We start from the raw sequence: 22,670 nt of genomic DNA, 5'->3' as shown, positions 1-22,670 counted from the left end.
AGCCATAATCCGCTCAATGCGCCTATTGCTCTAACTTTTAAGTTTACAGCGGACATAAAAAAGCACCTCTGATAAGGTGCTTTTTGGTAGATGTCGCTTATTTTGCAGCAGCTTTAGGCTGTGGAACTGATGCTTCAGTGGTGATATTTACAGTAATTTTATCACCCACATTTGGCACGTATGCACCTACACCAAAAGCAGAACGGTCAAATGAAGTGGTTGCGTTGAAACCAATTGACTGCGCTTTGGTCATTGGGTGCTCACCTTGTTTATTCAACACCGCATCTAAAACGACAGGCTTCGTCACATTTTTAATGGTTAAATCACCTGTGATTTTGTACTTATTCGCGCCAACAGCTTGTACTTTTGTACTTTTAAAGGTGATCTTTGGGTATTTTGCTGCATCAAAGAAATCAGCCGCTTGTAAGTGTTCATCTAAAGCTTTTACGTTAGTGTTTAAGCTAGATAAAGGAATCGTTACATTCACCGACGAATTTGCAGGTTTTGCATTATCAACATTAATCACACCCTGAATGTCGCTGAAATTTGCAGATGGAGTTGAAAAACCAAAGTGGCTCCATGTGAAAACTGTTGCTGTATGTGTAGGGTCAATTTGATATGCCACAGGTTTTGCCATAGCAAATGTAGTCGCAGTTGCAACAGCCAAACCGATTGTTAAAGCTTTAAAGTTCATGTTTTTATCTCACATTGGAATACTGCTTAGTCTATAGAGTTCTACAACGAATACATCTATAAAGATAAAACGATATGTTGCAACTTTAGAACGATATAATTGTTTTTAAATGTAGCAACTTAGCTATGCCCGATATTGAATGAAACCAGTCTTCTTCGCGACTTTATTATAAAGTTGTTGTGCGACCAAATTGTCCTGATGGGTCAGCCAATAAACCCGATCACATGCTCGCTTTTCGGTATGCATTTTGACGTGTTCGATTAAAGCTCTTGCAACCCCTAGCCCACGATAGTCCTCATGCGTAAATAGATCTTGCAAGTAGGCATAAGGCTTTAACGTCCAACAGCTATCATGCTCTATCACATGCACAATGCCTACAACCCGACCTGCTATAAGCGCAGCAAAACCATACATATGCTCACGCTTAGAATCAGTCAATTTATGCCACGTGTTTTTAGATATCTGCTCCAATAAATCAACCTGATAAAATGCCTGATAAGCTTGCCATAATGTAGCCCAGATCGACTGATCGATTTCTGTCAGTGACACAATATGAATATTTGCTACTTCCATTTTGCTCTCAAAGTGATGTTTATTTTTGTAAGGCTTATATTTAAACTGAAATCACCACAAAGAAAAAGCCTTATTGAATCGCTTCAATAAGGCTTCTTTTAGACGTGACAACCATCATAGTTTTTCAATCAGAATCCGATCAATCAACTTCATACCTGTCTGCTTTTCATGGTTTTTACGACGGATCTTAATTTGCTTATCTTCTGCTAAATCTTGCAATAACAGTTCAACAGCAACCATCGCCTCCAAAGGTAGATCTGGTCCAATCCACTTCTGTTCGCCCGCATCCATCAATACAACTTCATCATGAATTTGATCGTACAAGCTCATATCATCACCTAAAATTTATGCAGCTACTTCAGCAGCAGCTTGCATATTATATACACCATTCAAAATAAAAGACGCCCCTAAACTGGAGCGTCCTTCAAACAGTCAATTTTTAAAAATTAAGCTGTCAATTCTTTTACCGCAGCAACAACTGCTTCAGTGGTAATACCGAAGTATTGGTATAAGTCTTTCGCAGGTGCAGATTCACCATAAGTCGTCATACCAATTACACGACCATCTAAACCTACAAACTTCCACCAGTAGTCTACATGTGCTGCTTCAACAGCAACACGCGCACGAATGTTTGATGGAAGAACCGCTTCACGGTACGCTGTATCTTGCTTCACAAATTCTTCAGCACATGGCATAGACACGACACGCACACCGTCAAGTTGTGCATGCGCTTCCATTGCTAAAGAAACTTCAGAACCCGTCGCAATAATAATCGCTTTTAATTCGCCTTTTTCTTCAGCCAATACATAACCACCTTTCGCTACATTTGCGATTTGTGCATCTGTACGTGTTTGGAATGGTAGGTTTTGACGAGAGAAGATCAACGCAGTTGGGCCTTCTGAGCGTACAAGTGCAGACTTCCAAGACACAGCTGCTTCAACCGTGTCACATGGACGCCAAGTATTTAAGTTTGGTGTACCACGTAAAGACGCAATTTGCTCTACAGGTTGGTGCGTTGGACCATCTTCACCCAAACCAATTGAGTCATGTGTATATACATGGATTACACGTTGTTTCATCAACGCAGACATACGTACTGCATTACGCGCATATTCCATAAACATAAGGAATGTTGCAACGTAAGGAATGAAACCACCGTGAAGCGCAACACCGTTTGCAATGGCAGTCATACCAAACTCACGTACGCCATAGTGTACGTAGTTACCTGCAGGATTGTCCTGAACGCCTTGGCAACCTTTCCAAAGTGTTAAGTTAGAACCAGCCAAGTCCGCAGAACCGCCTAATAGTTCAGGCAATAATGGACCGAAAGCTTGCAATGTGTTTTGGCTTGCCTTACGTGTAGCAATGGTTTCAGCTTTTGCATTAGTTTCTGCGATAAATGCATCTGCTTGAGCAAGGAATTCAGCTGGCAATTCACCTGAAAGGCGACGTTTCAATTCAGCTGCTTCAGTTGGGTATTTTGCTTCATAAGCGGCAAAAGTTTCATTCCAGGCTGCTTCAGCTTGTGAACCTTTTTCTTTGGCATCCCATGCTGCATAAACTTCAGCAGGAATAACAAATGCTTCGTCTGACCAGCCAAGCGCTTCACGAGTCAATACGATTTCATCATTACCTAAAGGCGCACCATGACAGTCTTCTTTACCCTGTTTGTTTGGTGAACCTAAACCAATCACTGTTTTACACATGATGATGGTTGGTTTGTTCGCTTCAGCTTTCGCTTCTACAGTCGCTTGACGGATTGCATCCGCATCATGACCATCAACTTTGATGACCTGCCAGCCATAAGATTTGAAACGTTGCTCTGTATCGTCAGAGAACCAGCCTTCAACTTCGCCATCGATCGAGATGCCATTGTCGTCATAGTAAGCGATCAGCTTGCCTAGACCCAAAGTACCCGCTAATGAACATGCTTCGTGAGAAACACCTTCCATCAAGCAGCCATCGCCCAAGAAGCAGTAAGTAAAGTGATCAACAACTTGAATATCGTCTTTGTTGAATTGCGCAGCAAGCGTTTTTTCAGCCAGTGCAAAACCTACGGCATTGGCAATACCCTGGCCAAGCGGGCCAGTTGTAGTCTCAATACCTGGTGCATAACCTAATTCTGGGTGACCCGGCGTTTTAGAGTGCAGTTGACGGAATGCTTTTAAATCTTCAATTGATAAATCATAGCCCGTAAGGTGCAATAACGCATATTGCAGCATAGAGCCATGACCATTTGATAGTACAAAACGGTCACGGTTCGCCCATTGAGGGTTAGTCGGGTTATGGTTGAAAAACTCACGCCATACCACATCAGCGATATCAGCCATCCCCATTGGCGCACCTGGATGTCCAGAGTTTGCTTTTTGCACAGCATCCATTGCCAATACACGAATTGCGTTTGCAATACGACGTTCGTTAAGCGGGGTTGTCATAGGTCAGAGTCCAAACAAATGATTTAAAGAGTAAGATGAATAGAATTCAAAGATAGGTGTATTGTCTTAAAAAAAGAGGAATGGGTAAAGCCTAATGGACAATATTTCGCTATTTATTCATCATCAATGTCTAATAAATGCGGGCATTGCCTAAAATCACAACAATTTCACTCAGAAATGTCTCTATCGCTTTTCTCTGAGTCAAATTCTACACGATAGAATCATCAATTTTTAAAAACAAAGCTCGGCCACCCTATTCACTCATCAGAACAAACCGTTATCCTTGAGGATCAAACACATCACAAGATACATTTGTATTTTTTACATACAATTAAACATTCATGGTGAATTTTATTCACTTTTTTAAATTATTCATGAATTACTACAGATTATCGATTATTTTCTGATGCATATTTTGAGCATTTTTTCTTTACCAACTTAACACCCAAACCAACAAAAATTCAAACAAGCTATTGTTTTAAAATTAGATATAATCAAAGTACAAAATCTCATGATACGGACCTATAGACTTTGAACCAAAAGCCTTTACTTTGTCATTTCGAACTAAAAATAAACGCTATATCAATTTTTTAGATGCTTATATCAGATAAAAAGTCGTTGAATTGAAATAAATTCAGTCATTTTGGTCGTGTAGAACTGGCTCAAATGTCTAAGTCGATGTACCATATTGCGTCTTTTAAATTAACTGTGATAGGACTTATGCGCGAGTACGCTGTATTTACCTCGGAATCTGTAAGCGAAGGCCATCCAGATAAAATGGCTGACCAAATCAGTGATGCTATCTTGGATGCGATCTTAAAAGAAGACCCATATGCGCGGGTTGCTTGTGAAACGCTTGTAAAAACGGGTGCGGTAGTACTTGCAGGTGAAATCACAACAACTGCAAATGTGGACTTTGAAGCGATTGTTCGTCAAACCGTAAATGGCATTGGTTACCACCATTCTGACCTTGGTTTTGATGGTTCAACATGTGCTGTGATCAACATGATTGGTAAACAGTCACCAGAGATTGCTCAAGGTGTAGACCGTCAAAAGCCTGAAGATCAAGGTGCAGGTGACCAAGGTTTAATGTTTGGTTATGCAAGCCGTGAAACTGACGTGCTTATGCCTGCTCCAATCTCATATGCACACCGTTTAATGGAAAAGCAAGCTGAACTACGTCGTAGTGGCGCTTTACCATGGTTACGCCCAGATGCAAAAAGCCAAGTGACTTTTGCTTATGAAAATGGCATGCCTGTTCGTTTAGATGCAGTCGTATTATCTACTCAGCACGATCCTGAAATTTCTCAAAGCAACTTAAAAGAAGCTGTGATTGAAGAAATCGTGAAAAAAGTGATCCCTGCTGAAATGTTCCATGCAGACACCAAATTCCACATCAACCCAACAGGAATGTTTGTGATTGGTGGTCCAGTAGGTGACTGTGGTTTAACAGGTCGTAAAATCATTGTAGACACTTACGGTGGCATGGCACGTCACGGTGGTGGTGCTTTCTCTGGTAAAGATCCATCTAAGGTTGACCGTTCTGCTGCATATGCAGGTCGTTATGTTGCGAAAAATATCGTAGCAGCGGGTCTTGCAGACAAATGTGAAATTCAAGTGTCTTATGCCATTGGTGTGGCTGAGCCAACATCTATTTCGATCAATACCTTCAATACAGCAAAAGTATCTGAAGAGCTGATCATTGCGTTAGTCCGTGAACACTTCGACTTACGTCCATACGGTATCACTCGTATGCTTGACCTCATTCAACCGATGTATAAGCAAACTGCTGCTTATGGTCACTTCGGTCGTGAAGGTTCAGATACTGCATTTACTTGGGAAAAAACAGACAAAGTGGAAGCGCTTAAAGCTTCAGCTGGCCTATAAGTTTGATCCTAAAAGAAACCCGCTTAATGCGGGTTTTTTTTATTTTCACTGATGGAAAAATATTGCATCAGTTCAGTCGTGAAGTCATTGAAATCCACTACTTGGGTTTGTTGTCATGATTGAGCACATCAAAGAGCGAAGTCACGGCAGCGGGTTCACTGTTTCGGTCGGCCAAATAGACTTGTACAGATTTAACGATAATCGCTGCTGCGAGACATGCAACAATACAGAAAATCCAAAATCCAAAAGGACTTCGAATATTATGTGATCCACAGTTTGGACAGTCTTTATCTGTTGATGCGACAACTGTTTCACAACATGCGCAGTGGTATTGATAGAGCATGGCTTTACCCCCTTGTTTTTGTCCTTTCTTGTTTTTATTGTCCATCACCCTGCCTCACAGAATGTTAGATTCATTTATCTTATGTGAGTATTTGTTGAGACTCAAGCGCCATTCACCTGAAGTGATGTCAGCAACGGCTTACACTGAAAGATTAATCAATTGATTTAACGCATATTCCTCTTTATAACACCGAATCATGACAATTTCATTTTGTAACATAATAGTTTTTGACGTATTCCAAAGTATTTGCTCGAAACCCTTTAGTTTTCTCGCGATTGTTTATTAAAATAACATGCAACGATGAGGAAGAAAGAATGGTTCAGTTGATTAAAAAAGGCGGTTTACGCGAACGTGCCAACCGCAGTCGTAGCTATAAGGGCTCAGAAAATACCGAAGCGACATTGCAGCCCAACTGCTATGCGCAAAGTAAAAAAGACGAAGTGTCTAGCTTGGAACAGGCCCCATCATCTCAAGAGCTTAAAAATGACTTAGATGTAGATTGCAAGAGCATCGTACCAAAGCCATAAAGCAAAAATCAGGAACAACCCGCCAGAAAAAATGTCGATATAACTCCCTGAACGTTGGTATGCCGCCTTAATTTTAGGTAATGACAAAAGCAGCATTAGCAATGCAAAAGTCATAAAAGTTTGAATGGGAATAATCACCGCAAGTTGCATTTTTAAATAGGGACTTGCGCTAGAACTCAGTGCCAATGAAAACACACTACTGAAATAAATCAGCGTTTTCGGGTTAGACAAGTTCGTCAGTAAACCTGACATGAAATAATGGTTGGCCTTGGGTGTAGTTAGTTTTTGACCATCATCTAGCAAGGCTTCTTGCTGCATTGTATTGAGGCCAGCTTTCAACATCAGCTACCCCATACGTGCAAGGAACACCCCACCAATCACCATCAATACCTGTTGAATCCATGGCATTTTTTCGATGAGTACGGTAAAACCTAACAAGGTTAAAACCACCCAAACGACGATGCCAACGGAAATACCTAAAATAGTTTTTAAAGTGTTTTTTTGTGTAGTCGAAGCTGAACTTTTGGCAATCAGCAAAACATCAGGACCGGGACTTAGCTGCGCAACAAAATGCAATGCGCAAATCGTGAAAAGCAATGACATAAAAAAGCGGCATAATTTTTAAAAAATAATTATATCGTTTGTTATATTTATTTTAAATCATAAGCACTTAAAACATTTTCATAAAGATAAAAAAAGCCGAGTTAGAACTCGGCTTTAAAATTAGGTATGAAATTATTTATTCACATCTTTCATTTCAATTTTTTTCGCCTCTGGCGTGACTTCTCGTGCTTCACCATCAATAATACTCGAGTCACGATAAGCTGAACCGCCCTGCTGTTGCTGCATTTCTTGCATCTGGCGCATGATATCTGCAAATGGGTTTTGACCTTGAGCTCCACCACCCATGCCATTCATATCCCCCATCATGCCACCCATCATTTTTTCCATCATCGCTTGCTGACGTTTCATCATCACGTTCATCAGCGCGCCCGTCATAGCTTTTTGTACTGCTGGAATAAGCAATAACACGGCAACCACATCTGTCACCAAGCCAGGAATCAACAAAAGAAAACCCGCAATGATTTTTGGCAGATTGTTTGTTAATGCAGGATCTGCACCCATCTGGCCCGCTTGCATTTGCTGCATTTGTGGCATTAAACCTGCTGAATACTTACGAATCAGGCTCGTACCAATAAAGAAAGCGGCAATAAACCAGAAGAACACGTACCACATGCTACCAACGAGGTCGCCCACGCCAATCCATACGAAGACTTCGAGAATGACACCAGCTAATATAAAAAGAAATAATTTCATGAAAATTAATCTAATCTCAACAAAATGAATAAGGTGCAAGAATCAAGTGCTCAATCTACATCAAGCTTTTTTGATACGCTTATGTAACAATATGGGCATATTTTTTTTTTTAAAGGGCAAGCATGTCATTAATTATTGGTATTGACCCCGGTTCTCGCCTCACAGGCTACGGTATTATTCAAAAAGAAGGTCAAAAACTAATTTTTGTCGATGCTGGCACCATTCGTACCGAAGCTGCTGATATGCCTGAACGGCTAAAACGTATTTTTGCAGGGATTGATCGTATTGTAAAATTTCATGGCCCAACTGAAGCCGCAGTTGAGCAAGTATTTATGGCACAAAACCCTGACTCCGCACTGAAACTGGGGCAAGCACGTGGTGCTGCTATTGCTGCACTGGTCAACCTTGACCTACAAGTTGCTGAATACACCGCACGTCAGATTAAACAGTCGGTGGTCGGTTATGGCGCTGCGGACAAAGAACAAGTACAAATAATGGTGATGAGACTCCTAAACCTGAGCATCAAACCACAGCAAGATGCAGCCGATGCTCTCGCTGCTGCTATTTGTCATGCACATGCTTCAGGCAGTATGACCAAGCTTGCTGTACTCAATGCTCTTGGCGGTATGGCGCGCGGACGCAGCCGTAGTAGCTCTCGTCGACGCTAAACGTTAAGTGACATAGTCTTTAAAGTCTTTACGCATTTCACGTACCGACGGTGCTTTTGGATAAGTTGCTATCAGCATTCTTCCCGAAATGCGTAAATTTTTCTTTTGAGCAGGATCGATACGAATAAAGACCAACTCTTCTGGCTCATTGCGGTGATTGATCTCACAAATCATAATGGTGTAGTTTTTTTCGATCACTTTATAACGACCAAATGCCTGCTGTACGATTTGTTTAAAATTTTTCTGTCCACCTGCTGGTGCAAGTTGAGTGTAAATCACCAGCAATATGCATGCACCAACTACCAAGGCCACCAGTAAGTATTTATCCATTCTTCCTCCTTTTACCATTATTCGAAGTCTTTAAATTTTAGGCTTGATCGCGTTATATCGCGTTTTCTTACTACATAATAGTTCTTATGCTATTTCAATATTCTTACTTGCAAGCATTTACTTTATTTTCTTCCATCTGAAAAGAATTAAATAATTTTAAAGAATCACGCTGAATTTTTTCCCAATGTGGCAGAAGCTCCGCATGGAAATCTATATCTAAACTACTCGTGTTAAAGCCATAATTTGGTACATGACTATTTAATTCACATGCCGTAGCGCCATCTGGATATGAATCACACGCAATGACTACACTAATGCCTTTCCCGTTTTCTTCTTTCCAGTAAATTCTTTTAGAAATATTATCTTGCTCTCCCAAATCTATTTCATAAAGTGATAAACGTGAATTAAATTTCTTCTCCGAATTAATCTCACTTATGCTCATATCTTTTCGAGCACCCATCCGTTCACTTAAATAAAATTTCAATGAAGGCGTATAATCAAAAAACGTTTTGTCGTCTCCCCACTCATCCTTCCAATCACCACGTTGTGATACAGTGAAAGCAATGTCACTAAGTTGATTTGAGGAAAGCCGAAAACCTTCTGAAGGATGCATTTCTGGCCATTTCACAAGAAATGTGGCGTTACCGATTTGATCATTACAATCTTTGGTATAATGTAGTTGACTAGCACCTTTCTCCCAATAACTAACATCTTGATATTCAACTCTCGTAAAAAATAAATATCGTCGATCTATACGCATTTTCTGATCGCCAAAACTTCCGCACTCATATGGTTGTTCTTTTAAGCTCGGTATATCACTTGGTTCCAATACACTAACAATAACGCTCAAAATGACGATAATGATTGGTGACAATAGTATAAAAATCAAAAAATGTTTTAGCTGAATAGGCTTTCTAAGAAAATCTAAAATCATAAGTCATCTTATTTAATTATTCATTTTTTTCATGTACTCCTAAAATTAACACAAAGTATTTGAGATATAGTATTTTTTATTCAAAATACCCATCATAAAAAAAGCCCATCAAATGAGATGGGCTTTTTAGCAAGGACAAATACTTACTTCATGCTTGCAAAAACTTCTTTCGCTGCTTGCAGCGTAAATTCTATATCTTCATCAGAATGGGCAGCTGAAATAAAGCCAGCTTCAAACGCAGATGGCGCAAGGTTCACACCACGGTCTAACATACCGTGGAAGAACTTACGGAATGCATCGATATCACACTTCAGCATTGAGTCGAAGCTGGTAATGTCTTCTTGATCGGTAAAGTACAAACCAAACATACCGCCGACTTGTTGCGTTTTAAAAGCAATTCCCGCTTCATCAGCTGCGGCTTGTAAACCCACAAGCAGTTTTTCTAGCTGCGCTGTCAATTTTTCATAAAAACCATCTTGGCGCAGGTGTTTAAACATCTCAATCCCTGCGCGCATTGCAAGTGGATTCCCCGACAGTGTTCCAGCTTGGTAAACTTTGCCCAGTGGCGCAATACACTCCATCACTTCTCGTTTCCCACCAAAAGCACCCACGGGTAAGCCTGCACCAATAATTTTACCCAAGGTGGTTAAATCAGGAGTCACGCCATAGTGAGCTTGCGCACCACCCAATCCAACACGGAAACCAGTCATCACTTCATCAATGATAAAAACAGAACCATGTTCATCACATACATTACGAATCGCTTGTAAGAAGCCTTCGATTGGTTTGACTAGGTTCATGTTCCCTGCCACAGGCTCCACAATCACCCCTGCAATCTCCGAACCAAACTTTGCAAAGCACTCTTTTAAAGTGGCTATATCGTTATATGGAAGAGTCAGTGTGTGTTTGGCAAAATCGGCAGGAACACCGGCTGAAGTCGCTTCGCCTTCACCGCTGGTTAACAAACCTGAACCTGCTTTGACCAACAGTGAATCTGAGTGACCGTGGTAACAGCCTTCAAATTTTACAATCTTGTCACGACCTGTATAACCACGTGCAAGACGAATGGCTGTCATGGTTGCTTCAGTACCTGAGTTGGTCATACGAACCAGCTCAATTGACGGCATAATTTCGCAAATAATGTCGGCTAAAGTTGTTTCATGTACGGTAGGCGCACCGAAGCTTAAACCATCCACAGCAGCATTTTGAACTGCTTTAATAATTTCAGGATGAGCATGACCTAAAATCATTGGTCCCCATGAGCCCACATAGTCTACATAGCGCTTACCATCCACATCGTACAAGTATGCACCTTGCGCCTTTTCAATAAAGACAGGCGTTCCGCCTACGCTATTAAATGCACGTACAGGTGAGTTCACACCACCCGGAATATGTTTGCTTGCTTGTTTAAACAATTGTTCTTGCTTTGGAGATAAGCTCATGAAGTTACTCAACTCAAAAAATAAAAAAACATCTAAAAACGCTTAAGCTTTAGATGCAAATAAATCAGCCCACTGTTCTATACGATCAGGAATCGCAGACATTGATAGCCCTAATATATCACTAATCACTGCGCAAAGGTCGGCACCAGCATCGATCACTTCACTTGAATTTTCAACTGTTAAGCCACCAATCGCACAAATCGGCACATTCAATTTGGCTTTGGCTTCTTTTAAAGTCTCTAAGCCAATATTGCCAGCTTCTGGCTTGGTCTCAGTTGCGTAAATTGCACCAAAAGCAACGTATGTTGCACCTTCGGCAATCGCCTTTTCAGCCAGCTCAATCGAGTTCAAACACGTACGACCAATCACCGCATCTTTTGGCAGACGTGCAACAGCTTCGGCAACTTCGCCATCACCTTGCCCTAAATGTACACCAACACCGTATTTAACGGCCATTTCTAAGTCATCGTTGATCACAAAAGGAACACGATACTCAGCGCACATCGCTTTCATATACTCGACTTCGTAAGCCTGTTCTTCTTTGGGTACTTTTTTACGGCGATACTGCAAAATGGCAACTTCACGTGTTGCCATTGCACCTTCTAATTTAGCCAAAAGTAGCTCTAAAGGATCATCATTTGTAATTAAATATAAACCGCGCATTTAACTCTACCTTTGGGTTATGTCATTCTATTATAAAGCCAAAGGCGACTGATGCTTTAATGAATTGGAACTGAAAATGCTTTGCTTTGCACAAAAATCCCGCGACCAAGCTCAGGCTATGTAAAAATACCTATTTTCAGTGATAGTCGCCCCACCGCTTTCGCAGTTTAATGGATACAGAAAGCAACAAGAATAAAATAAAAATAACAACTTTATAACAAGAATAAGAGACACTCAGCGATCTGATACGGCTTTTTAGCTTTTTAAACCAGTGGTGTTTGAACAACATCATAAAAGCTAAAAAGCCGCATATTTTATTATTTAAAATCCACATAAAAAAAGCCTAGAGAAGGTCGCTCTAGGCTTGGAAAACTAAAAGCACTTTAAAGTTCAAAGCACTTATATATTATTTGATGAAAATACAATCAACGACCTCATTATTAGAACATTAACTCATACTTTGCAACTGTTAGTTTCAAGCTTTTCATAAAACTTTCATAATGAAGTCACAAAGTGCTTCACTAACTTGGAATTTTATCCAAAGCACGATCTTGTAAGCTTAAATTTCCACGTAAAACATCGGAAAACATGCGCCAGTCAGAAATAAAACTATACAAAGGCTGTTTAAAACTGGCTGGCTTATTTTTTTCAAAAACAAAATGACCTACCCACGCACAGGCATAGCCAGAGACTAAGCCGTATATAAAATAACGCGGCTTGCGTTTAAGTATGGCTTTAGAGAAAAAGTACAGTCCAATTGAACTGCCCGCGACGTGTAGCCGACGACTCATGATGTTGCGGTGCTCTGTTAGATAAAAACGATAAAACTGGTGATAGTCCTTAATCGGCAATTGAAAATTAGGTTCAGCATCGTGTTCCTGTTTCGGTTCAACCTGAGCATTCATCTGTCATCATCCTGATGGTTTTTTACCAACATAGCTGAAAATATGCAATCTGCAAAGTGCAATCGCCTCTGGTCGCGCATCCACTAAAAACAGAATTGTTTTTTGATCAATCTCGCACTGCAACTTTGTTTTATTCTGTCGTCAAGTCTTACATACTATCTCTTTTTCGCTACAATCCAGTGGTCCATTGGTGTGCCTTTAGCGCACATAAAAACAAACTACAGATCATGCATCTAAATACATAAAGGCTTGGCACTGACCTAGCCCCTCAAATTAGGAATTTTTCATGGTTGAAATTGAATTAAAATTTCAGATTAGCGAAGCACGACGTACCGCCCTTCTTAAAGCTTTAGATCCTAAAAAATCTGAAACGATTCAACTTCAAGCCAAGTATTTTGATACGCCTGATCGCCTTTTGGCTCAACACGGCGCTGCTTTGCGTCAGCGTCTTGAAGGCACTTGCTGGATTCAAACACTCAAAGCCGCAGGTAAAAGTCATTTACACCGTTTTGAACATAATCATAATTTGGGTGAGTTAGAGTCATCTCCTGAACTGGACTTAAGCATTTATGAAGCTATTCCAGAGGCTCAACAGATTTTAACCCAAGCTTTAGCCTCAGATGCAGCTGCGTTAAAGCTCACCTTTGAAACGGACATCCAACGTACCTATCGCGTCATTGAGTTTGAAGATGCTGAAATTGAAGTCTGTTTGGATGTTGGTGTGGTTCGTGCATCTGGTCGAGAACATACCATCCATGAGGTAGAGTTTGAACTTAAATCAGGCTCTGCTCAGTCGCTTTTGGCTTTTAGTTTTGAATGGGTGAAGAAGTATCAACTGTGGTTAGATGTCCGCAGCAAAGCCGAAATGGGTAATCTACTGGCACTTGAGCAAACCGTAAGTCCAGCACGTTTTGAAAAAGAGTTTGTCTTATCGAAAAAAGAAAGTGCAGCACATAACCTGAGTTTATTGATTGGTCAGCAAATGCAGCATTTACTGCCGAATATTGCCGCAATTTCGGCAGGTGTTGCTGAGCAAAGCCATATTGATCAAGCACAAACTGCTTTAGAACACCTACAACTAACACTAGCCTTATTTAAAGACTGGAATAGCAATATTTCTGATAAATGGGCGATGCAACTTGCCGCATTCAAACATCAGTTTGATCATTTACAACATTTGCAGCATATGCAAAGCACCCTAGGCGCTTTTCTTCAGAATCCAACCACTACAGAAAATCTTGCCAAAGACATTTTATATGCTCAAGAAAAGCTTGGAAATTTAGTTAAATCGACGCAGAACGTACATCATTATCTTGAATTATTGACCTTTAGTTTAAGCTCACATGATCAAGTGCAAAAGCAAGATTTAAAAACCTATGCACACAACACCCTACAAAACCAATATCGACAGCTACAAGAAAGCTTAAATGCTGCCGATATTAGCCACTTTGAAAGTTTAGATGTTGTGGCGCAGAAAATTAAGGAACTGAAGTTTAGCTTTCCTATTTTAACGTCAATTTATGATGTGAAAAATTTGCAGAAATACAGTAAAGCGTTAAACGATGCACAACAAGCCGCACATGAATATCAAATCTTAGCGACTTCTGCTGCGTACATTCAACAAACAGAGTTAGAAGCCAGTGATTGGTTTGTTTTGGGCTGGCTCACGGCAAAGCTTGAAGTTTATGCCGATAAACTTTTAGAAGCGACAGAACAGTTCTTAGTTAGCCGTAAATTCTTAAAATAACGCACTGTATATGATAGCAGTCATGTTAAATACATGACTGCTATCGACTCTCTATAAGGTCTGACAAGACCCAAAATCATGCACGATAAAAAATCGTAGTCGGTCGCTTCAAACCACTAATTTATCTATGACAAAGCGGCCTATTATCAGAACAATACAGGCTTTATATTCATTTTTATTCTTAAAAAGTAAGCCTATACATTCCTACTCAATGTAGGTTTATTATCACTTCGATGTAACCATCTGTACTTATTAACTCTGCATATTTCTAACCATCATCTTCATTTTAAAAGTGACATCTAGCACACTATTTCTGCTCTTTTAGCTTATACCTATTCAAAGCTGGTCTTTTTTTACTCAATTTAGCATATAGTAAAACGTAGGTTGTCATGAGTCAGGGCTATGCAAGAGATTGAGTTTAAGTTTCAAGTTCCAGTTAAGAAGCGTAAGGCATTGCAAAAAGCTTTTACACTGCTCAAGGCTGAGCCGATTCATTTAGCAGCCCAATACTTTGATACAGCCGATCAAACGCTTGCTAAGCATTGCATCGCGATTCGACGTCGGCAGGAAAATGATGAATGGAAACAAACCTTCAAAGCAGTAGATACCGCAAAAGCATTGGGTCGCTTTGAACTTGAATTTGATATAGAGCCACCTGAGACGACTACACTCGACTTAGATAACTATAAAAAAGATTATTCCGCTATCTACAAAAAATTAAAACGCGCTTTGGGGCTTCCACTTCCAACCCTTGAATTGCTCTTTGAAACCAAGATCCAACGTTTACGCGTTTTGCAGGATGTTGGAAGTATTACAGTTGAAATTGCTCTCGATATTGGCAAAATTTTTAAAGAACAAAGCAGTGTAGATATTTTCGAAATCGAATTTGAATTAAAACAAGGATCGATAGAAGATCTGATCGCATTTATACAAGCTTGGATTCAAAAATACCAACTGAGTCTCGACACACATAGCAAGTCAGACTATGGCCTTCAGGCCGTTCGTCAGCAAAGTTACTTTCCTGCGCAGTATCAAACACCTCTTGTATTGAACAGAAGTTCAAGCGAAGTTGAGGCTCTACAAAACATACTGGCCAATTGCCTACAGCACTTACTTCCCAATGCCAGTTCAATTGCTCGACAGCAGTACTCCAGTGAGCATATACACCAAGCCCGCGTGGCGATTCGCCGCTTGCGTAGTGCACTGAAAAGTTTTGCTGCATGGTCGGACGACATTCAACCACACTGGAAAGCGGAACTCACCACTATTTTTCAAGCCTTAGGTGGAACACGTGATATCGATGCGCTGAACGAGGATTTACTTCCTCAGCTAATTGAGGCAGGTTATCCATTAGACTATCTTCCACCAAGTACAGAGGCTATCACTGATGTCTGTGCTCTATTCCGACAACCAGAAACGACGCAACTTTGGCTTGAATTAATTTTATTTACAGAGCAAGAACTAGATTCGCCTTCAAAAACCAAACTGAAAAAACATGCGCTCAAAGTGATACAGTCTTTACACCATAAAATATGCGCACATGCCGAGCACTTTAGCCAGCTTGAAGATGAGGAAAAACACCGCGTTCGTAAACAAGTCAAACAACTGCGTTATAGCATTGAGTTTGTGGCGTCTTTACTCGATGCAAAAGCATTAAAAACCTATTTAAAAAAACTCAAAGCAGTTCAGGAAAGCCTAGGGCACTATAATGATTTGGTGGTTGCAGATGCCTTGTTTCAACAAGCCCCTGAACCAGAAGCCGCTTATAGTTTTGCCACAGGATGGATCGCCGCGGAAAAAAATAGAATGCTCAAATTGGTTGAACAACAGATGATGCAGTTTAGTCAAACCAAACCGTTGAAATAGTTTTTTAAATCAAAATATCCATCAGTAGCGAAAAGTTCTTCTATAGGATTTCCCTGTCTACACCTAAGTTAACGATACTTTCCGTACACTTTCCACGTATTGTTATCTGCTAAGGGGTCGTTATAGCTATCACTCCGCTGCTTACGTGGTTTGTCTCGTGCATCGACCAGTTCAAAGTGTGCTTCAGTACTTAACACGATACCATTTACATAAAATCGGGTACGGGTATATTCACTCTGTCCGTGTTGAAAGACGTAGGTTCTGAGATCAATAAACTCCCTATGCGCAACCAAGGCGGCATTATCATCGCTGTCCAACCAAGCGCGCATAGCGTGCACCTGTTCTGGTTCAAACTGCCCACATTTTTCGATTAGACTTGCAATACCACGAAAACTTTTAGACTCTTTGGCGCGGGTCTTATTAATCCGAATACGATCGACGTGAAAATAAAACAGCGGTAAGTTCAAATGACTGGGTAAATGAATTGCATCCAGTACCTCATCTTCCATAAAGGGTTGGAACAAGTCTTGCGCCCGCTCAATCAAACCCGTCCACTGGCGGTAGTAGTCCTCGACTTCCGCTTTCGTGCCGTAATAGATTGGTAAGCCTTCAACATTGGTTAAATTTTGTGGTGGCCAAATGTTTTGACGCAATAAGGCAATATCACTTTTTAAACTTTGTACCGCAATCGCGTCTTGCATGGATATTCTCTATTTTATTGCTTAGGCTATTTTTAGATTAAGGCAAAGGTTTAGTTTCTGCAAGGCTTTGCCTATAATGCAGTCTGAGTTATTTATGTATTTTAGGACAAGTTCATGGTTCAGAAGATTAAAGCAACAGATGTAACCGAAGAAGAAGCGTTGAATGCTGCTTTTTTTGAACGTGCAGATGAATTTATTAAGCAAGCCAACGATTTTTGTCGCACTGAAAAAGGTTCACAAGTGAAACCTGCTGAAATACGTGGCCAAGTGAGTGCTGCGATGTTGTTTGGTACAGCCCGTTTTAACACGTGGGTGGCAGCCAATAACTTTAAAGATGGCGATGAAATGCGTGATGCCAAAGAGCAAGTGATGTCTTATATTTTGCAGCAGTTCCAAATGATGCTTGAAGACAACTATGACGAATACTGTGAACAGTTTGAAAACTACCTTCGTTTCCGTCATAACGAAGAATTTCATGCCAACAAGCATGACCACAAACACGATCACTGATCAATCAAAGCCTGCTTCTGCAGGCTTTTTTCATTTCGTCGTATTTGAAACGAAATACAATGTTGCAACACCTCAATTTACAGTAAGGTAATCGCTAAGGAATATGACTTAGGGAAGAACATGCAGCATTTGGACTTTGCACTCATCGATCCACACATCCACCAGTGGGACCCCTATAACACGCCACATGCAGCGGCTTTGGCAGTTAAATTATTGGGTAAGCATCCTAAGCTTTTGGACAAAATGGTTCGTTTAGTGAAACCTAAAGACCTGATTGAAACCATCGGTCTAACCCGTCATATTACACGTCCGTATTTGCCCCAAGACTATAAACGCGATACTGGCCCATACACAGTAGAACAAGTAGTGCATGTAGAAGCCAGTTGGCATCACAGCAAAGGCAAAGGTGTGGTTGAGGAAACTCAATTTATTGAGTCTTTAGCTTTTGGAGCCGATACGGTCAAATTGGGTGGCATTGTCGCAACAGCTGATCCACGTGATCGTAACTTTAAAAAGATCCTAAAATTACACCATAAAGCTTCACCACACTTTCGTGGTATTCGTAAAATGGCGTCTTTTCATGAAGACAAACAAATCCATGCGTGGACAGATGAGCCACACTTATATCGCAATAAAAAATTTCTCAAAGGCTTCGAAGTGCTGTCCCAATACAACTTGAGTTTTGATGCTTGGGTTTATTCCACACAGCTTGAAGATGTGATTTATCTGGCCAAGCAGTTCCCTGAAACTTCCATTGTGCTAGACCATCTAGGTACACCCGCAGGTTTATTTGGTCCAATTGGTGCAAATACAGGGATGACACAAACAGCGCGGGAAAATATTTTCTTTCGTTGGAAAGACGACTTAGCTGAACTTGCAAGCTATCCAAATGTCTATACCAAAATGTCGGGGCTTTTCATGCCTGTATTAGGACATCGTTTTCATAAAGAAGGCCGACTGGCTTCCAAACAAGAAGTCTTTGACCTTGCACACCCCATGATTACGCATGCTCTCGCCTGTTTTGGAACCTATCGGGTGATGTTTGCCTCTAACTTTCCCATGGATTCGGTGAGTACCTCATTGATCAATATTATTGATGCCTTTAGTGATGTCGTCGCAGCCTATGACCCTGATGCTTTAGAGCGCGTATTCCATCACAATGCCAAACAGTTTTATCGGCTTTAATTGAAAAAATAAGAAAACTAATTCCTAAAAGCTATAACAAAAAGAACCCCTCAATTTTGAGGGGGTTCTTTTTGGATGAAAACTGAAATCTTTACTTTTTCAGCGCTGGTTGCGCTTTGCCATATTGGTCAGCCATTACTTCAACCAACTGATCCAGCTTAATATACTTCTGAATCACTGCATCAACATCAGCCTTGCCAATTTTTGCCAATGCTAAATCACGTTGTTCACGATCCAGTAAAGTACGATTACGCTTCATTTGAGGAATCAACATGCGATGGATATTGCGACTATCTTCAAGTGCAGTCACACGCTTTTTCAAAATATCGGCCTTGGCAGCTTCCACTTCCTGTTCAGTAACGCCTTTTGCCAGTAACTCATTCAACACTTTATAGACCGCCTGAGACACTTGAGCCGATTTGCCTGCGCTATAGTTCGCATCAATCGTCAGCGCTCCTGACTCCGTCCAGTCATCCAGCGAAATACTGCTACCAAAACCATAGACCAAGGCATTCTTTTCACGTAACTCTTGTGCCAAACGAGAAGATAACTGCGACTCACCTAAAATATGCTCGAGTACCTGTAAAGCAGGTGCATCTGGGTGGTATGTACCCACAGGGAACGTCATAATGCTCTGATAGCTACCAAACTCACGCTGCTCTGACAGTGCATGTACACGCTGCGCTTTATATGCAGTAAAGTCAGAAGTAATCCGCTGATAAGGCGCTGCCGAATTCCAGTTTGCAAAAGCCTGATTTAAAGTCTTTTTCATCTTTTTCGTATCAATCACGCCCGTTACCGAAATTTGTGCATGATTCATCGCAAAAAACTGCTGATACAGCTGTTTAACCTGAGCTTGTGTTGCGGCCTGATACTGCTTCTTGACATATTCAGGTTCGAAGTGATGTCGAATATCCCCTATTGGATAAGTTTCAAGTAAACGAGCAATGGTTAAAGCTGCTACAGTTTCAGGTTCTGTATACGGTCGATCTAGACTTGCTAAGCTTTGTGACTTAATCAAATCAAACTGGCTTTGTTCAAAGGTTGGATTTTTAAGTACATCTATCACGAAGTTAAAAAATTCATCAAACTTTTCTTTCTTTGCCACGATTGAAATATTGATGCCGTTACCATTACTTGAGGCACTTGCTCCACCACCCGCATCGATCGAGTGATCGGCAATATCTTGCAAACTATATTGAGTTGAAGCTCTGAGCAGTAAATAAGAGGTAAGATCTAATAACTCTGCTTTATTAAACAGACTTTCTGCAGTACCAAAATCAATCGAAATGGTGGCATAAGTCTTATCATCACGCGTGGTACTTGGGTACAGCGCATATTGCATACCATTTTTTAACTTGCCACGCTGAATTTGTTTTTCAGCACTTTCTAAATATTGCTTTGAGCTTTTTACGTATCCAGCCACTTCTGCCTTATACGCACTGACATCTTTCAATGGTTCTTCAGCAACGGCTTGTTGGTCTAAAGTTTTTGCTGGGGTCGCTGCTGCCGCTTGTTCAAGTGCTTTTTTCTGATCTTCTGGGGTCGGTAAAATAGTGCCTGAAATACGATGCTCAGGCACTAAAAAGTCATCTAAACGTTGGTTCACATCAGTAACGCTGAGCTGTTGTAATTGTTGCTGATCTTTAAAGTATTGTGTCCAATCACCATTGGCAGAAACCACATAGTCACTGAGCATGCCACCGACTGCCGTTGCACTGCTGAACATGCTTTCTTGTGCATTTTTAATCATACTCTTCACACGGTTGAGCTCAACCTCATTGAAGCTTGGTGTTTTTTCTACACCAGTAACCAAAGCCGACTCGACTTTCTTCACATCATGGTTGGGGGCATAAACTGCGCCCATAAACACCATATTAAAATCTTGGTCTAACCATGTGGTCGACTGAACAGCTGTCGCCGTTCCCGTTTCTACAATGCTTTGGTACAAATGCCCACTGGGTTGCATGGTGTATAAATACGGTGACACCGCCAACGCGGTCTTAATGTTCTCGTTTTTACCATTCAGGTAGATATTATATTTGGCTAAGTTACTGCCCTTTTTCACCACAAACTGACGATCTTTAATCTTACTGGCATCTAAGACAGGCACTTTGACTTTCGCAGGCACAGCACGCGCTTTAATCGCACTAAACTTTTCATCTATCTGCTTCAGTACAGCAGCTTGGTCAAACTTGCCCGAAATGACAAACACCGCATTATTCGGTGCATACCAGTCACGATAAAACTTATTCAGCTCAGCCATTTTGATTGACTGTAACTCATTTAAATCACCAATCGGTAAACGCCCTAAATATTGATTACCATAAGCGGACTTCCACATCTGATCCATGAGCACTGAAAAAGGCTGATCCATACGGACTTCACGCTCGCGTTTTACAATCGCGATTTCAGATGGTACATATTTTTCTTGGAGCACCAAACCGTCCATACGCTCTGCTTCAAGATGAATTAGCTCATTAATTGCATTTTGTTCAGGACGAACCACATTAATATATTTGGTTGAATAATAGTCCGTGCTGGCATTATTCATTAAACCGTATTGATCTAAACGGCGTTGAAACTCGTCCCCTGGAACATTTTTAGTCCCCTTGAACGCTAAGTGTTCCAATAGGTGCGCTAAACCGCCCTTACCTTTTGGGTCGTTCAATGAACCAGTCAAATAGACCATGTTCATATACACTTTATTTTCTTTATCGTTTGGCGCAAGAATAATACGTAAACCGTTATCTAATTTATATTCTTCAATTTTCTGTTCCGATTTTACCAATACGGGTTGTGCCCATACTGTGCCCCCAAAGCCAAGTAGCAATACCGACAAACTCAATGTTTTAAAACGCATTAACATTATTTTTCCAAATAATTCGACAAAATATGAATGATTCTCAACATCATAGAGGAAAGTGAAATTATTTTTATAGTAATTTGGTGAAAAATAGCATTTTAATCAATGCTTATTTTTCACCAGCAGTTTTAATTTAAAAGAATTACAACTTAATCTAAGTAAAGTTCAGCCGTCATATATAACTTGGCATAGCCTGAGATTTGGATCCGTGTTTCAGACTGAAGATCGCAGTAAAGCAATCCTCCACGGCTCGATGCCTGATAGGCAATCAATGAGGTTTTACCCAACTTCTCCGCCCATAGTGGTGCAAGACCTGTATGCATGGAGCCTGTCACTGGGTCTTCATTGATGCCTTTATGCGGTGCGAAATAACGCGCGATATAGTCATAGTCTTGAGATGTTGAGGTCAGGGTAACATCCAAGTTTTCAGCGGTAATCGCAGTACTGACTTTATGCTTTTCTGCCAGTTGACGAATTTTGTCCAAGTTCGGTTTGGCATCCTTAACGGCCTGCTCAGACTCACACACTAAAATATAAGCCTGTGGGTTTAAATAGACTTCTTTAATTTCACAATCGACCAATTCATGAATTTCCGCAGGATAGTCTTCTAACTTTTGCGGTGCTCGAATTGGAAAATTCATATGAATCTTACCGTCAACATCTTGATCAATGATAAAAACACCCAAGTCTTTTACATGAAACTGGATACGTTTGGCATCGGTATAATCCCGAAATAGGACGAAACTACTGGCTAAAGTCGCGTGCCCACAAAAGTCCACTTCAACCTGAGGAGTGAACCAGCGAATTTCATAGTTTTCAGCATCAATCACTTTCACAAAAGCCGTTTCTGCCAAATTATTTTCCAAGGCAATATTCTGCATCAAATCTACTGCTAACCATTCATCACGCACAATCACAGCGGCAGGATTACCTTTGAATAATTCAGTTGTAAAGGCATCGACTTGATACATTTTCATCGTTTTTCTCCTAAATTGAGGCTTTATTTTGCAAAAAACTGAGTAAAAAAGTAGATACAGTTTTTAGTCATTTATGGATACACGCCCAATAAAAAGAAGC

The 22,670-nt window shown here is 40.7% G+C and carries 21 protein-coding genes and 1 pseudogene; 7 read left to right on the top strand and 15 right to left on the bottom strand.

Features of this window, described 5'->3' with window-relative positions; genetic code table 11:
* Positions 1 to 97 precede the first annotated feature (97 nt).
* From AC5EUN_RS06520 to tkt, 4 genes are all read right to left on the bottom strand, one after another.
* Positions 98 to 694 carry a YceI family protein gene (locus tag AC5EUN_RS06520; protein WP_004984916.1) on the bottom strand — a complete coding sequence of 199 codons (597 nt, stop codon included), beginning with the start codon at positions 692 to 694 and terminating at the stop codon, positions 98 to 100.
* A gap of 123 nt (positions 695 to 817) precedes the next feature.
* Positions 818 to 1,267 carry a GNAT family N-acetyltransferase gene (locus tag AC5EUN_RS06515; RefSeq protein WP_010326882.1) on the bottom strand — a complete coding sequence of 150 codons (450 nt, stop codon included), beginning with the start codon at positions 1,265 to 1,267 and terminating at the stop codon, positions 818 to 820.
* 114 nt (positions 1,268 to 1,381) lie between these two features.
* Positions 1,382 to 1,597, bottom strand: coding sequence for a hypothetical protein (locus tag AC5EUN_RS06510; RefSeq protein WP_004696769.1), 216 nt, complete (start codon positions 1,595 to 1,597; stop codon positions 1,382 to 1,384).
* 116 nt (positions 1,598 to 1,713) lie between these two features.
* Entirely contained in the window at positions 1,714 to 3,702 is a 1,989-nt protein-coding gene (tkt, locus tag AC5EUN_RS06505) for a transketolase (protein WP_010326883.1), read from the bottom strand.
* 720 nt (positions 3,703 to 4,422) lie between these two features.
* On the opposite strand from tkt, the gene metK reads away from it, so the two are divergent.
* A complete protein-coding gene (gene metK / locus AC5EUN_RS06500; RefSeq protein WP_004984924.1) occupies positions 4,423 to 5,589 on the top strand; it encodes a methionine adenosyltransferase in 1,167 nt (388 codons plus the stop codon).
* Between the two features lie 97 nt (positions 5,590 to 5,686).
* Here metK and AC5EUN_RS06495 read toward each other — a convergent pair whose 3' ends face one another.
* Positions 5,687 to 5,932, bottom strand: coding sequence for a hypothetical protein (locus AC5EUN_RS06495; RefSeq protein WP_005401120.1), 246 nt, complete (start codon positions 5,930 to 5,932; stop codon positions 5,687 to 5,689).
* Between the two features lie 314 nt (positions 5,933 to 6,246).
* On the opposite strand from AC5EUN_RS06495, the gene AC5EUN_RS06490 reads away from it, so the two are divergent.
* Positions 6,247 to 6,459, top strand: a complete 213-nt coding sequence (locus AC5EUN_RS06490) for a hypothetical protein (RefSeq protein ID WP_010326884.1) — start codon at positions 6,247 to 6,249, stop codon at positions 6,457 to 6,459.
* Here AC5EUN_RS06490 and AC5EUN_RS06485 read toward each other — a convergent pair.
* A pseudogene (locus AC5EUN_RS06485) lies at positions 6,421 to 7,062 on the bottom strand (LysE family transporter). The gene AC5EUN_RS06490 and the pseudogene AC5EUN_RS06485 sit on opposite strands and share 39 nt — an antisense overlap.
* Positions 7,063 to 7,194: 132 nt before the next feature.
* A complete protein-coding gene (locus AC5EUN_RS06480; protein WP_005401117.1) occupies positions 7,195 to 7,776 on the bottom strand; it encodes an FxsA family protein in 582 nt (193 codons plus the stop codon).
* Between the two features lie 122 nt (positions 7,777 to 7,898).
* Between AC5EUN_RS06480 and ruvC the strand changes: the two genes are divergently transcribed.
* Positions 7,899 to 8,444, top strand: a complete 546-nt coding sequence (ruvC, locus tag AC5EUN_RS06475) for a crossover junction endodeoxyribonuclease RuvC (protein WP_005401116.1) — start codon at positions 7,899 to 7,901, stop codon at positions 8,442 to 8,444.
* 3 nt (positions 8,445 to 8,447) lie between these two features.
* Here ruvC and AC5EUN_RS06470 read toward each other — a convergent pair whose 3' ends face one another.
* From AC5EUN_RS06470 to AC5EUN_RS06450, 5 genes are all read right to left on the bottom strand, one after another.
* On the bottom strand, positions 8,448 to 8,774 hold the full coding sequence (locus AC5EUN_RS06470; protein ID WP_010326887.1) for a hypothetical protein: 327 nt from the start codon (positions 8,772 to 8,774) through the stop codon (positions 8,448 to 8,450).
* A gap of 103 nt (positions 8,775 to 8,877) precedes the next feature.
* Positions 8,878 to 9,708, bottom strand: a complete 831-nt coding sequence (locus AC5EUN_RS06465) for a hypothetical protein (protein WP_005401114.1) — start codon at positions 9,706 to 9,708, stop codon at positions 8,878 to 8,880.
* Between the two features lie 143 nt (positions 9,709 to 9,851).
* Complete coding sequence (gene hemL / locus AC5EUN_RS06460) at positions 9,852 to 11,150, bottom strand: glutamate-1-semialdehyde 2,1-aminomutase (protein ID WP_005401113.1); 1,299 nt, start codon at positions 11,148 to 11,150, stop codon at positions 9,852 to 9,854.
* 42 nt (positions 11,151 to 11,192) lie between these two features.
* Positions 11,193 to 11,813 (bottom strand): thiamine phosphate synthase, encoded by a 621-nt coding sequence (gene thiE, locus AC5EUN_RS06455; RefSeq protein WP_010326888.1) that lies wholly within the window; start codon positions 11,811 to 11,813, stop codon positions 11,193 to 11,195.
* A gap of 521 nt (positions 11,814 to 12,334) precedes the next feature.
* Complete coding sequence (locus AC5EUN_RS06450) at positions 12,335 to 12,718, bottom strand: Mpo1-like protein (protein WP_005401111.1); 384 nt, start codon at positions 12,716 to 12,718, stop codon at positions 12,335 to 12,337.
* 286 nt (positions 12,719 to 13,004) lie between these two features.
* Here AC5EUN_RS06450 and AC5EUN_RS06445 point away from each other — a divergent pair, with 286 nt between their 5' ends.
* Both AC5EUN_RS06445 and AC5EUN_RS06440 read left to right on the top strand, forming a co-directional pair.
* Entirely contained in the window at positions 13,005 to 14,465 is a 1,461-nt protein-coding gene (locus AC5EUN_RS06445) for a CYTH domain-containing protein (protein WP_010326889.1), read from the top strand.
* 402 nt (positions 14,466 to 14,867) lie between these two features.
* A complete protein-coding gene (locus AC5EUN_RS06440) occupies positions 14,868 to 16,331 on the top strand; it encodes a CYTH and CHAD domain-containing protein (protein WP_010326890.1) in 1,464 nt (487 codons plus the stop codon).
* A gap of 68 nt (positions 16,332 to 16,399) precedes the next feature.
* Here AC5EUN_RS06440 and AC5EUN_RS06435 read toward each other — a convergent pair whose 3' ends face one another.
* Positions 16,400 to 17,032, bottom strand: coding sequence for a hypothetical protein (locus tag AC5EUN_RS06435; RefSeq protein ID WP_005401108.1), 633 nt, complete (start codon positions 17,030 to 17,032; stop codon positions 16,400 to 16,402).
* Positions 17,033 to 17,146: 114 nt separating this feature from the next.
* Between AC5EUN_RS06435 and AC5EUN_RS06430 the strand changes: the two genes are divergently transcribed.
* Together AC5EUN_RS06430 and AC5EUN_RS06425 are read left to right on the top strand one after the other, a co-directional pair.
* Positions 17,147 to 17,542, top strand: coding sequence for a DUF3144 domain-containing protein (locus AC5EUN_RS06430; protein ID WP_005401107.1), 396 nt, complete (start codon positions 17,147 to 17,149; stop codon positions 17,540 to 17,542).
* 120 nt (positions 17,543 to 17,662) lie between these two features.
* On the top strand, positions 17,663 to 18,727 hold the full coding sequence (locus AC5EUN_RS06425; RefSeq protein ID WP_010326891.1) for an amidohydrolase family protein: 1,065 nt from the start codon (positions 17,663 to 17,665) through the stop codon (positions 18,725 to 18,727).
* Positions 18,728 to 18,818: 91 nt separating this feature from the next.
* Here AC5EUN_RS06425 and AC5EUN_RS06420 read toward each other — a convergent pair whose 3' ends face one another.
* Together AC5EUN_RS06420 and AC5EUN_RS06415 are read right to left on the bottom strand one after the other, a co-directional pair.
* Complete coding sequence (locus AC5EUN_RS06420; protein WP_005401105.1) at positions 18,819 to 21,596, bottom strand: M16 family metallopeptidase; 2,778 nt, start codon at positions 21,594 to 21,596, stop codon at positions 18,819 to 18,821.
* A gap of 146 nt (positions 21,597 to 21,742) precedes the next feature.
* On the bottom strand, positions 21,743 to 22,570 hold the full coding sequence (locus tag AC5EUN_RS06415; RefSeq protein WP_010326892.1) for a PhzF family phenazine biosynthesis protein: 828 nt from the start codon (positions 22,568 to 22,570) through the stop codon (positions 21,743 to 21,745).
* Between the last annotated feature and the right edge of the window lie 100 nt (positions 22,571 to 22,670).

The organism is Acinetobacter sp. CAU_H_S170_2, assembly GCF_058890445.1.
Note: the sequence above shows the minus strand (reverse complement) of the source record. Positions and strands in the feature narration are given on the sequence as shown.